Annotated in this window: 14 protein-coding genes; 7 read left to right on the top strand and 7 right to left on the bottom strand. The window is 75.3% G+C overall.

Features of this window, described 5'->3' with window-relative positions; genetic code table 11:
- Positions 1-20: 20 nt before the first annotated feature.
- Entirely contained in the window at positions 21-1,472 is a 1,452-nt protein-coding gene (locus tag Q2K19_RS04445; RefSeq protein WP_302767900.1) for a glycoside hydrolase family 3 N-terminal domain-containing protein, read from the bottom strand.
- 123 nt (positions 1,473-1,595) lie between these two features.
- Here Q2K19_RS04445 and Q2K19_RS04440 point away from each other — a divergent pair, with 123 nt between their 5' ends.
- A complete protein-coding gene (locus tag Q2K19_RS04440) occupies positions 1,596-2,771 on the top strand; it encodes an ROK family transcriptional regulator (RefSeq protein WP_302767899.1) in 1,176 nt (391 codons plus the stop codon).
- Between the two features lie 115 nt (positions 2,772-2,886).
- Here Q2K19_RS04440 and Q2K19_RS04435 read toward each other — a convergent pair whose 3' ends face one another.
- The gene (locus Q2K19_RS04435) at positions 2,887-3,888 is read right to left on the bottom strand and encodes an ABC transporter permease subunit (protein ID WP_302767898.1); all 1,002 of its coding nucleotides are present in this window, start codon (positions 3,886-3,888) and stop codon (positions 2,887-2,889) included.
- Positions 3,885-4,904 (bottom strand): ATP-binding cassette domain-containing protein, encoded by a 1,020-nt coding sequence (locus tag Q2K19_RS04430; RefSeq protein ID WP_302767897.1) that lies wholly within the window; start codon positions 4,902-4,904, stop codon positions 3,885-3,887. The genes Q2K19_RS04435 and Q2K19_RS04430 overlap by 4 nt, the downstream gene beginning before the upstream one ends.
- Positions 4,905-4,978: 74 nt before the next feature.
- Here Q2K19_RS04430 and Q2K19_RS04425 point away from each other — a divergent pair, with 74 nt between their 5' ends.
- Together Q2K19_RS04425 and Q2K19_RS04420 are read left to right on the top strand one after the other, a co-directional pair.
- The gene (locus Q2K19_RS04425) at positions 4,979-5,875 is read left to right on the top strand and encodes an ABC transporter ATP-binding protein (RefSeq protein ID WP_302772272.1); all 897 of its coding nucleotides are present in this window, start codon (positions 4,979-4,981) and stop codon (positions 5,873-5,875) included.
- Between the two features lie 17 nt (positions 5,876-5,892).
- Positions 5,893-6,792, top strand: coding sequence for a ribokinase (locus Q2K19_RS04420; RefSeq protein ID WP_302767896.1), 900 nt, complete (start codon positions 5,893-5,895; stop codon positions 6,790-6,792).
- A gap of 4 nt (positions 6,793-6,796) precedes the next feature.
- On the opposite strand, the gene ftrA is transcribed toward Q2K19_RS04420, so the two are convergent.
- Positions 6,797-7,765, bottom strand: a complete 969-nt coding sequence (gene ftrA, locus Q2K19_RS04415) for a transcriptional regulator FtrA (RefSeq protein ID WP_302767895.1) — start codon at positions 7,763-7,765, stop codon at positions 6,797-6,799.
- A gap of 71 nt (positions 7,766-7,836) precedes the next feature.
- Between ftrA and Q2K19_RS04410 the strand changes: the two genes are divergently transcribed.
- Positions 7,837-8,289 (top strand): rhodanese-like domain-containing protein, encoded by a 453-nt coding sequence (locus Q2K19_RS04410; protein WP_302767894.1) that lies wholly within the window; start codon positions 7,837-7,839, stop codon positions 8,287-8,289.
- Between the two features lie 6 nt (positions 8,290-8,295).
- On the opposite strand, the gene Q2K19_RS04405 is transcribed toward Q2K19_RS04410, so the two are convergent.
- Both Q2K19_RS04405 and Q2K19_RS04400 read right to left on the bottom strand, forming a co-directional pair.
- Positions 8,296-9,024, bottom strand: coding sequence for a hypothetical protein (locus Q2K19_RS04405; RefSeq protein WP_302767893.1), 729 nt, complete (start codon positions 9,022-9,024; stop codon positions 8,296-8,298).
- A 63-nt stretch (positions 9,025-9,087) separates the two neighbouring features.
- The gene (locus Q2K19_RS04400; protein WP_302767892.1) at positions 9,088-9,573 is read right to left on the bottom strand and encodes a DUF6232 family protein; all 486 of its coding nucleotides are present in this window, start codon (positions 9,571-9,573) and stop codon (positions 9,088-9,090) included.
- Positions 9,574-9,668: 95 nt separating this feature from the next.
- On the opposite strand from Q2K19_RS04400, the gene Q2K19_RS04395 reads away from it, so the two are divergent.
- The gene (locus tag Q2K19_RS04395) at positions 9,669-10,100 is read left to right on the top strand and encodes a nuclear transport factor 2 family protein (RefSeq protein WP_302767891.1); all 432 of its coding nucleotides are present in this window, start codon (positions 9,669-9,671) and stop codon (positions 10,098-10,100) included.
- Here the strand turns inward: Q2K19_RS04395 and Q2K19_RS04390 are convergent.
- Positions 10,046-10,552: a DUF6232 family protein gene (locus tag Q2K19_RS04390; protein ID WP_302767890.1), complete on the bottom strand. Its 507-nt coding sequence runs from the start codon at positions 10,550-10,552 to the stop codon at positions 10,046-10,048. The two genes, Q2K19_RS04395 and Q2K19_RS04390, sit on opposite strands and share 55 nt — an antisense overlap.
- Before the next feature lie 97 nt (positions 10,553-10,649).
- On the opposite strand from Q2K19_RS04390, the gene Q2K19_RS04385 reads away from it, so the two are divergent.
- Together Q2K19_RS04385 and Q2K19_RS04380 are read left to right on the top strand one after the other, a co-directional pair.
- Entirely contained in the window at positions 10,650-11,423 is a 774-nt protein-coding gene (locus Q2K19_RS04385) for an enoyl-CoA hydratase-related protein (RefSeq protein ID WP_302767889.1), read from the top strand.
- Positions 11,424-11,534: 111 nt separating this feature from the next.
- On the top strand, positions 11,535-13,157 hold the full coding sequence (locus Q2K19_RS04380) for an acetolactate synthase (protein ID WP_302767888.1): 1,623 nt from the start codon (positions 11,535-11,537) through the stop codon (positions 13,155-13,157).
- Positions 13,158-13,257: the final 100 nt, after the last annotated feature.

Below are 13,257 nucleotides of genomic sequence, written 5' to 3'. Positions count from 1 at the left end.
TTTACCCCGAACGGGCCGGTTCAGCCGGTCAGGCCGAGCACCTCCGCCGCGGCCCGGCCGTTGGCGTGGCTGGCGCCGTACGTGGTGACGAAGGCGCGGGCGCCGGCCGGCCGCCACTCGGCCGGCCAGCCCATCTCCACCACCGCCACCGGGTGCCCGGCGGCCAGCGCCTCCACCAGCTCGCGCGCCCCGGGCAGCCGGTGCAGGTGGCGGCCGACCAGCACGATCGGCCGGTCCCCGGCCAGCCGGCGCAGCTCGTCCGGGTCGGTCTGCCCGGCGACCGCGCGGACCTCCTCGGCCCGGGCCAGGTGCGGACCCAGACCCCACGGCACCCGGCCCTCGGCGATGGTGGCGGTGGCTTGCACCTGCACCACCAGCGGCGTGGTGAGGCCGTTGAGGTCGCCCTCCACGCGTACCGCCCGGAGCGCGGCCGCGTAGCCGAGGCCGTCGGCGGCGGCGGCGGGCGGGCCCGCGGCAGCGGTCCAGGCGGCGAGTTCTGCGGCCCGGCCGGCGGCCTCCTCGACCCGGGCCCGGTCCAGCCGGCCGTCGCCGAGCGCGCCGACGATCGCCTCGACCACCAGCTCGACCAGGTCGGCGTCCACCTTGGCGCCGATGCAGAGCAGGTCCGCCCCGGCGGCGAGGGCGCGTACCGCGGCGGGACCCACCCCGCCGGCGGCCAGCGCGGCGCCCTGCATCTCCAGCGCGTCGGTGATCACCGTGCCGGTGAAGCCGTACTCGCGCCGCAGCAGGTCGACCAGGACCGCCCGGCTGAAGGTCGCCGGACCGTCGCCGGTCAGCGCCGGCACCCGGATGTGCGCGGTCATGATCGCGCGGACCCCGGCGTCGATCACGGCGGCGAAGGGCGGCAGGTCCCGCTCGCGCAGCACCGCCGGGGGCACGTCGACGGTGGGCAGCTCGTGGTGCGAGTCGGCGATCGTGGCGCCGTGCCCGGGGAAGTGCTTGGCGCAGGCCGCCACGCCGGCCGACTGGAGGCCGGCGACCGCGGCCGCCGAGTGGGCGGCCACCCGGGCCGGGTCGGCGCCGAACGAGCGGGTGCCGATCACCGGGTTCTCGTCGGCGGTGTTCACGTCGACCGTGGGGGCCAGGTCGACGGTGAGGCCGAGGGCGGCCAGCTCCGCGCCGATCGAGGCGTACACCTGGCGGGTCAGCGTCGGGTCGTCGACCGCGCCGAGCGCCGCGTTGCCCGGGTACGGGCTGCCGGTGGCATGGGCCAGCCGGGTGACGTCACCGCCCTCCTCGTCGATCGCGATGATCACGTCGGGGCGGCCGGCGCGCAGTGCGGCGGTGGTCGCGGCCACCTGGGCCGGGTCGTGGACGTTGGTGCCGAACAGGGTGTGCCCGGCGAGCCCCTCGCCGAGCAGGTCCACCGCCCAGTCGGGCGGGACCGGGCCCGGGTACGCGGCCAGCAGCGTGCCCAGCGCGAGCCGCCGGAGTCCAGGATCCGATCCCACCAGTCTCCCCTTTCCCTGCCGGGTCGTCCGACGACTCCGGATGGAGGTGGCCGATACGCTAACGGGCACCCCTCTGCAGGCGTTTTGTGGTTAGCAAACTTTACTGAAAATAGAGGACGTGGCATGAGTGCGACCCGGCTGCCCGGCACCCCCCGCCTGTTGCGGGCGCTGAACGACCGCGCGGCGCTGGAGCTGCTCCTCGAGCGTGGGCCGCTCACCCGGGCCCGGCTCGGCGAGCTGACCGGGCTCTCCAAGGTCACCGCGTCCCAGCTGGTCGAGCGGCTGGAGGAGCGCGGCCTGGTCACCCGGGTCGGCGAGCAGGCCGGCGGGCGGGGCCCGAACGCCCAGCTCTACGCCGTCCGCCCGGGCAGCGCGTACGTGGTCGGGGTGGACGTCGGCGCGGAGCGGGTGGTGGCGGCCTGCGCCGACATCACCGGCGCGGTGGTCGGCCGGGTCGAGCAGTCCACGAAGGACACCGACGACCCGGTGGGCGTGGTGCACAACGCCGTGGTCCAGGCGGCCAGCAGCGCGGGCGCGGACCTGGCCAGCGTGCGCCGGGTCGTGCTGGGCACCCCCGGCCTGGTGGACCCCGGCACCGGGGACATCACCTTCGCGTTCAACCTGCCGCGCTGGCACAGCGGCCTGCTCGCCGCGCTCCGCGAGGACCTGCGCATCCCGGTGGTCTTCGAGAACGACGTCAACCTGGCCGCGGTCGCCGAGGCGCAGTCCGGCGCCGGGCAGGGCACGGCGGACTTCGTGCTCGTCTGGGTGGACGCGGGCGTCGGTCTGGCGATCATGCTCGGCGGCCGGCTGCACCATGGCAGCAGCGGCGCGGCGGGCGAGATCGGCTACCTGCCGGTGCCCGGCGTGCCGATCCCGCGGGACGTCTCGAAGCGGGCCAAGCCGGCGTTCCAGCAGCTCGCGGGGGCCGACGCGGTACGCGCGGTGGCCGCCGAGCACGGCTTCGCCGCGGCCGGCGCCGCCGACGCGGTGCGGGCCGCGGTCGCCGCCGGCCCGGCCGGCGGCCCGCTGCTGGACGAGTTGGCCCGTCGGCTGGCCCTCGGGGTGGCCAGCACCTGCGTGGTCCTCGACCCGCCGCTGGTGGTGCTCGCCGGCGAGGTGGGGCAGGCCGGCGGAACGGCGCTGGCCGAGCGGGTGCAGCACGAGGTCGCCGAGATCACGCTGGTCCGGCCGCGGGTGGTCCCCACCGGGCTCACCGAGGAGCCGATCCTGCGCGGCGCGCTGCGGACCGCGCTGGACGCGGTGCGCGACGAGGTGTTCGGCTCCACGGTCGGCTGACCGCACCCCGATCGTCACCCCCGCCACCATGTGAAGGAATTCTTCACGAGCTCGGGGATCTCTGCAAGGAGTTGACGGTGCGGCCCCCGGACCCGCGGAGGCCGCACCGGCCCCCTCAGATCAGGTCGCGGCGGCGGAACGCGGTGAACGCGGCGATGACCAGCGCGCCGGTCAGCGCCAGCAGCAACACCAGCCCGGGAGCCCAGCCGATCCGGTAGAAACCGTCGCAGAAGCCCGTGGTCGCTCCGTTGCAGGCGTAGCCGTCCCAGAACCGGACCTCGCCGGTGAGCCAGGCCGCCAGGTAGCTGGAGAGCATGAACCGCTCCGGTCGGGCCACCTGCAGGATGTCGAACACCAGCCGCGCCCCCAGCTCCCACACCACCAGGTACGCGGCGACCGTGCCGAGCGCCGCCGAGGTGTGCCGGCCCAGCGTGGCCAGGGCGAAGCCGAGCGCCGCGGCGAGCAGCACCAGCACCAGGCCCCGCCCGTACGTGCCGCCGAGCGCGGCCCAGTCCACCCGCCCGGTCAGCCCCGACGCCTGCCCGATCAGCCAGAACACCGCCAGGTACGCCGCCGACGCGGCCGCGGAGAGCGCCAGCAGCGCGCCGAGCAGCGTGCCCAGCTTGGTGCCGAGCACCGCCCGGCGGCGCGGCCGCCACAGCAGCAGGTTGACCACGCCGCCCGAGTTCAGGTCGGCGCCGATGTAGGAGGCGCCGACCAGGAAGCCGAAGAGCATCAGGAACGCGACGAGGAAGTAGAGCAGCGGCAGTGCCTCATGGGCGAAGACGAACACGCCGTTCAGGTAGGTCGCCGCGCTGGGCAGCTCCTCCATCAGGGCCGGATCCACCTCGGCGCAGTCCCGGGGGACGTAGTCGTTCTCGTCCGGGGTGACCGCGCCCGCCTTGATCCGCAGGCAGCGGTCGTGCGCCGCCTCCAGGTTGCGCACCTCCTCGGCCGCCTGGGCCTGGGCCCGGCCCAGCTCCCCGGGCGTGGGCCGGTGCGACCCGGCCAGCGTGGTCGCCACGGTCACCGCGAAGGCGGCGAGCAGCAGCACCACCATCAGCTGCACGAAACGGCGGGCGGCGAGCCGTTCCAGCTCGGCACGGACCAGGTTCACGCGTCCACCCCCCGGGACTCGCGCACGTCGAGATCGATCACCGCGTCACCGGGGGCGCCCGGCGGATGTACCGCCCCGTCCACCTGGCGCGGCACGTCCAGGTGCCGGCTGTCGCCGGTCAGCTCCAGGAAGACGCTCTCCAGGTCCGGCCGCAGCGGCACCAGCTCGCGCACCCAGAGGCCCTGCTCGCCGAGGGTGCGGCTGATCAGCTCCGGGTCGTCGACCCCGGCCACCACCAGGTGGTCGGGGTGGGCGGTGACGGAGACGCCGAGCCGACCCAGCAGTTCGCCGGCGCGCTCCGGCTCGGCCACCCGGATCCGCCACTCGTGCTGGTCGAAGCCGGCCAGCACCTCGTCCACCCGGCCGTGGGCCACCCGCCGGCCCCGGCTGACGATCGTCACGTGGTCGCAGATCAACTGGATCTCGGCCAGGATGTGGCTGGAGATCAGCACGGTCACCCCGGCCGCGGCGAGGGACCGCATCAGGTCCCGCATCTCCCGGATGCCCGCCGGGTCCAGGCCGTTCGCCGGCTCGTCCAGGATCAGCAGCTCCGGGTTCTTCAGCAGCGCCGACGCCACCGCCAGCCGCTGCTTCATGCCCAGCGAGTAGCCCTTGACCCGCTCGTCGCCCCGGTCCCGCAGGCCGACCTGCTCCAGCACCTGGTCGACCCGGTCGGTGGGCACGCCCCCGGCCAGGGCCAGCAGCCGCAGCGTCTTGCGGGCGGTGAAGTTGCCGAAGAACTGCGGGCTCTCCACGATCGCGCCGACCCGGCCCGTGACGTCGGCCAGCCGCTCGGGCGAGCTGGCTCCGAGCACGCTCATCCGCCCCTCGTCGGCCCGCACCAACCCGAGCAGGGCGCGCAGGGTGGTCGTCTTGCCCGAGCCGTTGGGCCCGAGGAAACCGTGGATCTGCCCCGCCTCGACCAGCAGGTCGAAGCCGTCGACGGCGATCCGGCGCCCCTGGCGGGCGGTGTGGAACGCCTTGCGGAGACCCGCGATCTCAATCACGGCGCTCATCCGCGCGCCTCCTGCCAGCGATCGGGCATGAACCGTCCTCCGGGTGCGTGACCAACGACACGGTGACCCACCCTATGGTGGCGACGCCGCCCGTGGGGGGCAGCACGCGGGCTGCGTGGTTGGATGGACCGGTGACTGGTGACCTGATCCCCGGCGCCGCCGGCGCCCCCGCCCGCTCGCCCGTGGACGCGGATCTGGTGGTCAGCCTCGACGGGGTCGGCGTCAAGCGCTCCGGCACCGCCCTGGTGCACGACGTCGACTGGCGGGTCGAGCTGGACGAGCGCTGGGTCGTGCTCGGCCCGAACGGCGCCGGCAAGACCACCCTGCTCAACCTCGCCGCCGGCCGGCTCCACCCGACGACCGGTTTCGCGCACGTCCTGGGCGAGCGGATCGGCCGCACCGACGTCAACGAGCTGCGCACGCGGATCGGTCTCTCCACCGCCACGCTGGCCGAGCGGATCCCCGCCGACGAGCGGGTCGCCGACGTCGTGGTCACCGCCGCCTGGTCGGTGGTGGGCCGCTGGCGGGAGAGCTACGACCGCACCGACGAGGCCCGCGCCCGCGCGTTGCTCGGCCAGCTCGGCATCGGCCACCTCGCCGAGCGGGCCTACGGCACGCTGTCGGAGGGGGAGCGCAAGCGGGTGCAGATCGCCCGGGCCCTGATGACCGACCCCGAGCTGCTGCTCCTCGACGAGCCCGCCGCCGGGCTCGACCTGGGCGGGCGCGAGGACCTGGTCGCCCGGCTGGCCGAGCTGGCGTACGACCCGGACGCCCCGGCCCTGGTGCTGGTCACCCACCACGTCGAGGAGATCCCGCCCGGCTTCACCCACGCGCTGCTGCTCCGCGAGGGCGGCGTTGTCGCCCAGGGCCTGCTCGCCGACACGCTCACCGCCGACAACCTGTCGAAGACCTTCGGCCTGCCCCTGGTCGTCGAGCGCGCCGGCGAACGCTGGACCGCCCGGGCCGCCTGACCGACGGGAGGTCAAGCGTGCAGCAGACCCGGGTGGCCGTGGTGGGCAGCGCCAACATGGACCTGGTCGGCACCGCCGCCGCGCTGCCCCGCCCCGGGGAGACCGTGCTCGGCAGCGACTTCGTCATGCTGCCCGGCGGCAAGGGCGCCAACCAGGCCATCGCGGCGGTCCGCGCGGGCGCGTCCTGCGTCTTCCTCGGCGCGCTCGGCTCGGACGCCTTCGGGGTCACCCTCAAGGCCCGGATCACCGCGGCCGGCGTCGACACCGGCCAGCTCCGCGTGGTCTACGGTCCCTCCGGCGTCGCCCTGGTCATGGTGGGCGCGGCGGGGGAGCACGGCATCCTGGTGACCCCGGGGGCCAACGGCACGTTCACCGGCCTCACCGAGGGCGAGCTGCACGCCGTACGCGAGGCGGACGTGCTGGTCGCGCAGCTCGAGGTGCCGGTCGAGACGGTGACCGAGGCGGCGGTCGCGGCCCGCGCAGCCGGCACCCGGGTGGTGCTCAACGCGGCGCCCGCCCGGCCGGTGCCGGCGGAGCTGCTCGCCGCCGTGGACCTGCTGGTGGTCAACGAGCGGGAGGCGCGGGCGCTGACCGGGCGGGGGCGGGACGAGCCGGCCGGGCTGCTGGAGCTGGTGCCCCGGGCGGTGCTCACCCTCGGCGGCGACGGCGCCTGGTACGTCGACCGGGACGGCGCGGCGGTGCACGTCCCGGCGGTGAAGGTCGACGTGGTCGACACCACCGCGGCCGGGGACGCCTTCACCGCCGCCCTGGCGGTGGCCTGGGGCGAGGGGCGCGAGCTGCTCGACGCGGTGCACTGGGCGGCGGCGGCCGGGGCGGCCTGCGTACGCCGTCTCGGCGCCTCGGTGGCGCTGCCGCACCGGGCCGAGATCGACCAGCTGTACGCCCCGCCGGCCTGACCGCTCAGGCCGCGCCGGCCCGGAACGCCCGCCGGTACGCCGACGGCGAGGTCCGCATCGCCCGACCGAAGTGGTGCCGGTGGGTGACCGGGCTGTCGAAGCCCACCGCCGCGGCGATCTCCGCCACCGGCGCGTCGGTCGTCTCCAACAGCGGCAGGCTGGCCCGGACCCGCTGGTCGATCAGCCAGCGGATCGGGCTGGCCCCGGTGGCCCGGGCGAAGTGCCGCAGGTAGCTGCGGGTCGACATGTGGGCCTGCCGGGCGAGCGCCGCCACGGTCAGCGGCTCGGCCAGGTGCCGCACCGCCCAGGCCATGCTTTCGGCGATCCGGTCGTCGTCCGGGTCGACGCTCACCGCCGCCTCGATGAACTGCGCCTGCCCGCCGTCGCGGTGCGGCGGGATCACCAGCCGGCGGGCGACCGCGTTGGCGACCGCCGCGCCGAAGTCGCGGCGGACCACGTGCACGCAGAGGTCCAGGCCGGCGGCGCTGCCGGCGCTGGTCAGCAGGTCCCCGTCGTCGAGGTAGAGCACGTCCGGGTCGACGGTGACCGCCGGGTGGCGGCGGGCCAGCAGGTCCGCGTACCGCCAGTGGGTGGTGGCCCGCCGGCCGTCGAGCAGGCCCGCCCCGGCCAGCGCGAACGCGCCGGAGCAGATCGACATCAGCCGCGCGCCCCGGCGGTGCGCCCGGCGCAGCGCGGCCACCAGTTCCGGCGACGGGTCGGCGGTCACGTCGGGCACCCCGGGCAGGATCACCGTGCCGGCCCCGGCCAGCGTCTCCAGGCCGTACGGGGTGTGCAGGGTGGCGCCGCCGACCACCGGCACCGGCCCGGGCCGTTCCGCGCAGACGGTGAGCCGGTACCAGTCGACCTCCAGCTCGGGCCGGGGCAGCCCGAACACCTCGGTCACGATGCCGGTCTCGAACACCGACATCCCCGGGTACGCGAGCACCGCCACGGTCCGGTCGACGGGAGCCATGGCGGAATGTTAGCGAAGGCGGGCGATCACGCCACTCCCTCGGTCGACCGACCGGCCCGCAGGATCGGGGCATGACGTTCTCCGTACCGCCGGCGGACCCGGCGACCGCCGCCGCCCACTTCCACGCCCGACTCAGCTTCGAGACCGACGTCAGCGACGTGCACGCCGCGCTGGAGGCGGCGACGCCGGGGCTGGTCGTGGTCGACTCCCGGGGCGACGCGGCCTGGCGACAGGGGCACCTGCCGGGCGCCGTGCACCTGCCCACCGCCGAGATCGCCGCCCGGGCCGCCGACGTGGTGCCGGCCGGGTCGACGGTGGTGACGTACTGCTGGGGGCCGGGCTGCAACGGGGCGACCCGGGCCGCGCTGGAGTTCGCCCGGCTGGGCTGGCCGGTGAAGGAGATGCTCGGCGGCTTCGAGTACTGGGCCCGCGAGGGGCTGCCGGTGGTCACCCCGGAGGGGACGGTGCGCCGCCGGGTGGACGAGCTGACCGCGCCGCGCTCGGCCGTGGTCTGCGACTGCTGAGCCGGGTCAGTCGGCCGGCTCGTCGGCGAGGCGCTCGCCGCGACGACGGAGCATGCCGAGGCCGGGGATGCCGGCCACGGCCAGCTTGAGGTCCCGGGTGACGGCGAGCAGGTCGTGCAAATCGGGGCCGACCCGGTCCAGGGTGGCCAGGATCGGCAGCACGTCCGCGGTCAGGTGCTCCTTGAGCTTGGGCAGCTCGTCGACCAGCCGGATCGCGGCGGTCACCTCCTCGGGGCTGAGCTGCTCGACGAACCGGGTCGCCATCGGCGCGGCCCGGCGCAGCGCCGGCTCGTACGCCGCCAGCAGCTCGGTCGCGGTGCCGGCCGCCTGCTCGGCGACGACCAGGGTGCCGGCGGCCCGCGCGGCGACCGCCTCGGCCTCGCCGACCACCACCCCGGCGGCCGCGGAGACCCGCTCGGCCTCGCCCACCACCACGGCGGCGGCCGCGGCGACCTCGGTGGCCGTCTCGACCGCCTCGGTGGCGGCGGCGCTGATCACGGCCACCTCGCGGACCGCCGCCTCGGCGTCGGTGAGCACCCGGTCGGTCCGGTCGAGGGTGCCCTCGATCCGGTCGACCACCCCGTTGATCCGGCGCAGCAGCGCCTCCACCTCGTCGAGCACCGCGAAGGCGCGGGCCGGCACGGCGGCGAACGCGGCGGCCGAGCCGAGCGCCTGGTCCAGGGCGGAGCGGGTGAGGCCGACGACGGCGCCGGGCCGGGGGAGGGGAATCGCCATGTCCCCCAGTGTGCGTCGCCCGGGCCAGGACCGCCGGACGGCGCCGGGCTGGTGCGTCCGACGTCATGGCCGACGCTCTGCCTGCTGCTCGATCGCGCGCTGCACGGCCCGGTAGATCTGCCCGAACCGGAGGGCGTCGGGGGTACGCAGCAGCATCACCTCCCGGCCGTGGTGCTGCACCCACAGCTCGTGCACCCGGCTGCCGCGTTCGTAGGAGCGGTCCAGCCAGCCCAGCGGCAGTTCGAGGAACGGGGTCAGGGCCAGCCCGACGATCACGAAGGCGGCCAGGATGATCAGGGCCAGCTTCCAGTCGCCCCGGTCCTGCGCGGCCCAGGCCAGCGAGAGCACACAGACCAGGGCGACCAGCGGCGGCAGCGAGAGGAGCAGGACCAGCACGCCCCGGCCGAGGACCCGACCCCGGACGGCCAGGGTGGTCGCGCCGCGTGCGTGCCAGACGTACGTGACGTCGGCGAGGGCGACGACGTGCCCGCCGGCGTGGATGGCCTCGGAGGTGACCTGTATCGCGTCGTCCCGGTAATAGAGGGCCATCACTCAGCTTAACCACCTGTGGTCCACTGCGGACCGCCGGCGAGGCGGCGGGACCGGGCCGGCGGGGACGGCGCCGCGGCGGTAGCGTCCCCGGCATGGCGGACCGGATCGGAGCCGAGGTGGCCGTGACCGAGCAGGAGCGCAACGTCGAGGTGGTCCGGCGGTACCTGCGGACCTTCGTCACCAAGGACCTGGCCGAACTGGCCGAGGTGGTCGCCGAGGACGTGCGGATCTACGGGTCCGGCGCGGCGGTGCGGGGCCGCCGCTACGTGGAGGGTGCCGTCGCCTCTCCCGGGCTCACCGTCATCGACCAGGAGATCCAGGAGATCTTCGCGGCCGAGGACCGGGTGGTGGTGTCGCTCGCGCTGACCTACCGGCGGGACGCGACCGGGGCCACGGCGGTGCAGAGCGCCTGCAAGATGTACCGGCTGGCCGGCGGGCGGATCGTCCAGTTCTGGGGCGAGCAGGACCTCTACGGCCTGCTGCGCGGCCTGGCGATGGTGCCGGACGTGCCGATCGAGTTCTGAGGCTGGCCCTCCATCGCCCGCTGCACCGCCCGGTAGATCTGGCCGAAGCGCAGCGCGTCGCCGGTGTGCAGCAGCCGCACCGGCTGGCCGCGCCAGCGCGCCCACATCTCCAGCTCCCGGCTGCCCCGGGCGTACGACCGGTCCAGGTGCTCGAAGAGGACGTCGGCGAGCGGCCCGATGCCGAGACCGACCAGCACGGACGCCCCGACGATGGCCAGGGTGACCACGGGGGAGCGGTGCAGCCAGAGGGCCAGCGCGATGCCGAGCGCGGCGGCCACCAGCGGCCCGGCCAGAGCGGCGCCGATCGCGCCCCGCCCGGCGAGCACCCGCCAGGATCGGCCGCCCCGCCGGTGCCACACCATGCCCAGCTCGGCCAGCGGGTACGTCCGCCCCTCCACGCGCAGCGCGGCGGAGGTGACCTGCACCGACCTGTCGTCGTAGTAGGTGATCATGGCTTGACTCCCGGTAGCGGGCCGTACACCAGACTACTTACCCAACGACCCGGGTCGTAAGGTTGGCACGCGACTTCGACGAGGAAGTGAGGGCAGCGTGGGCGAGTTCGTCAGGCTGGAAGTGAAGGACGGCATCGGCACCATCCGGCTGGAGCGGCCGCCGATGAACGCGCTCAACACCCAGGTGCAGGAGGAGCTGCGCGCCGCCGCGGCCGCGGCCACCGCCGACGCCGAGGTCCGCGCGGTCATCGTGTACGGCGGGGAGAAGGTCTTCGCCGCCGGCGCGGACATCAAGGAGATGGCCGACATGTCCTACGTGGACATGGCCGACCGGGCCGCCGACCTCTCCAGCGCGCTGGGCGCCATCGCCCGCATCCCGAAGCCGGTGGTCGCCGCGATCACCGGGTACGCCCTGGGCGGCGGCTGCGAGCTGGCCCTGGCCTGCGACTGGCGGATCGTGGCCGAGGACGCCAAGCTCGGCCAGCCGGAGATCAAGCTCGGCATCATCCCGGGCGCCGGCGGCACCCAGCGGCTGGCCCGCCTGGTCGGCCCGGCTCGCGCCAAGGACCTGATCATGTCGGGCCGGATGGTCGACGCGCAGGAGGCGCTGCGGATCGGCCTGGCCGACCGAGTCGTCCCGGCCGCCGAGGTCTACGACGCCGCGGTGGCGTTGGTGACGCCGTTCCTGACCGGCCCGGTGCAGGCGCTGCGGGCGGCGAAGCTGGCCGTCGACGGCGGGCTGGACATGGACCTGAACTCCGGCCTCGCCTGGGAGAGTCAGCTCTTCGCGGCGCTGTTCGCCACCGACGACCGGCGCGAGGGCATGGCCGCGTTCGTCGGGAAGCGCAAGCCCGACTTCACCGGCCGCTGATCCGCGTCCCCGGGCCGGCGGCGGCGCCCCCGCCGCCGGCCCGAGATCGGTTCACATCCCGCCTACCGACCAGTAGCGTGTGACTCCGGTCGTGGACGAAGGGAAGTGGCGATGACGGAACGGGTCGAGGGGCACGGCGGGGAACTGGCGCTGGCCGCGCTGCGCGCGCACGGCGTACGGGAGATGTTCACCCTCTCCGGCGGGCACGTCTTCCCGCTCTACGACGCCGCGCACAAGGCCGGCTTCCCGCTCTACGACGTCCGGCACGAGCAGTCCGCCGTCTTCGCCGCCGAAGCGGTGGCGAAACTCCAGCGCCGCCCCGGCCTGGCCGTGCTCACCGCCGGCCCCGGCGTCACCAACGGCGTCTCCGGCCTGACCAGCGCCTTCTTCAACGCCTCGCCGGTCCTGGTGCTCGGCGGGCGGGCCCCGCAGTTCCGCTGGGGCTCCGGCAGCCTCCAGGAGATGGACCACCTGCCGCTGGTCGCCCCGGTCACCAAGCACGCCGAGACGGTGTTCAGCGCCGACGACATCCCGCGCGCCGTCACCGCCGCCCTCACCGCCGCGCTCACCCCGCACCGCGGCCCGGCCTTCCTCGACTTCCCGCTCGAGGCGGTCTTCTCCGTCGGCGACGCCGACCTGCCGGCGGTCGCCCCGCCCGCCCCGATCGAGCCCGACCCGGACGAGGTCGCCAAGGCCGCCGGCCTGATCGCCGCCGCCGCCCGGCCGGTGATCATCGCCGGCTCCGACGTGTACGCCGGCGACGCGATCGACGCCCTGCGCGCCGCCGCCGAGTCCCTCCAGGTGCCGGTCTTCACCAACGGCATGGGCCGCGGCGCCCTCCCGCCGGAGCACCCGCTCGCCTTCGCCAAGGCCCGCCGGGTCGCCCTCAAGGGCGCCGACCTGGTCGTCGTGGTCGGCACCCCGCTCGACTTCCGGCTCGCCTTCGGTGACTTCGGCGACGCGCAGGTGGTGCACGTCGTCGACGCGCCCAGCCAGCGCGCCGGGCACGTCCAGCCGGCCGCCGGCCCCGCCGGCGACCTGTGCCTGATCCTCACCGCGTTCGCCGAGCACCCGGGGGCCCGGGCCGACCACGCCGACTGGATCGCCCAGCTGCGCACCGCCGAGGACGCCGCGAAGGCCCGCGACGCCGAGGAGATGGCCGCCGAGACCGACCCGATCCGGCCGGCGCGGGTCTACGGCGAGCTGCGCAAGGTGCTCGCCGCCGACGCGATCACCATCGGCGACGGCGGCGACTTCGTCTCGTACGCCGGCAGATACCTGGAGCCGGCGCAGCCCGGCACCTGGCTCGACCCCGGCCCCTACGGCTGCCTCGGCACCGGCATGGGCTACGCGATGGGGGCCCGGGTCAGCCACCCCGACCGGCAGATCTGCGTGCTGATGGGCGACGGCGCCGCCGGCTTCTCGCTGATGGACGTCGAGTCCCTGGTGCGGCAGCAGCTCCCGGTGGTCATCGTGGTCGGCAACAACGGCATCTGGGGCCTGGAGAAGCACCCGATGCGCGCCATGTACGGCTACGACGTGGCCGCCGACCTCCAGCCGGGGCTGCGCTACGACAAGGTGGTCGAGGCGCTCGGCGGCGCGGGCGAGACGGTGGAGAAGGCCGCCGACCTCGGCCCGGCCCTTGGCCGCGCCTTCGACGCCGGCGTGCCGTACCTGGTCAACGTGCTGACCGACCCGGCCGACGCGTACCCCCGGTCGTCGAACCTGGCCTGACGAGCAGCCTGGGACCGCCGTCGCCGGATGACCGGCGGCGGCGGTCGCGTCGTTTCCGGCCGCAGGTAAATCAGCGGTTTGTCAGCGGTTGTCGCCGTAA

Origin of the sequence: Micromonospora sp. NBRC 110009 (genome assembly GCF_030518795.1) — a bacterium.
In the GTDB taxonomy this organism is placed as follows: domain Bacteria; phylum Actinomycetota; class Actinomycetes; order Mycobacteriales; family Micromonosporaceae; genus Micromonospora.
This window is presented reverse-complemented; position numbering and strand designations above follow the sequence as displayed.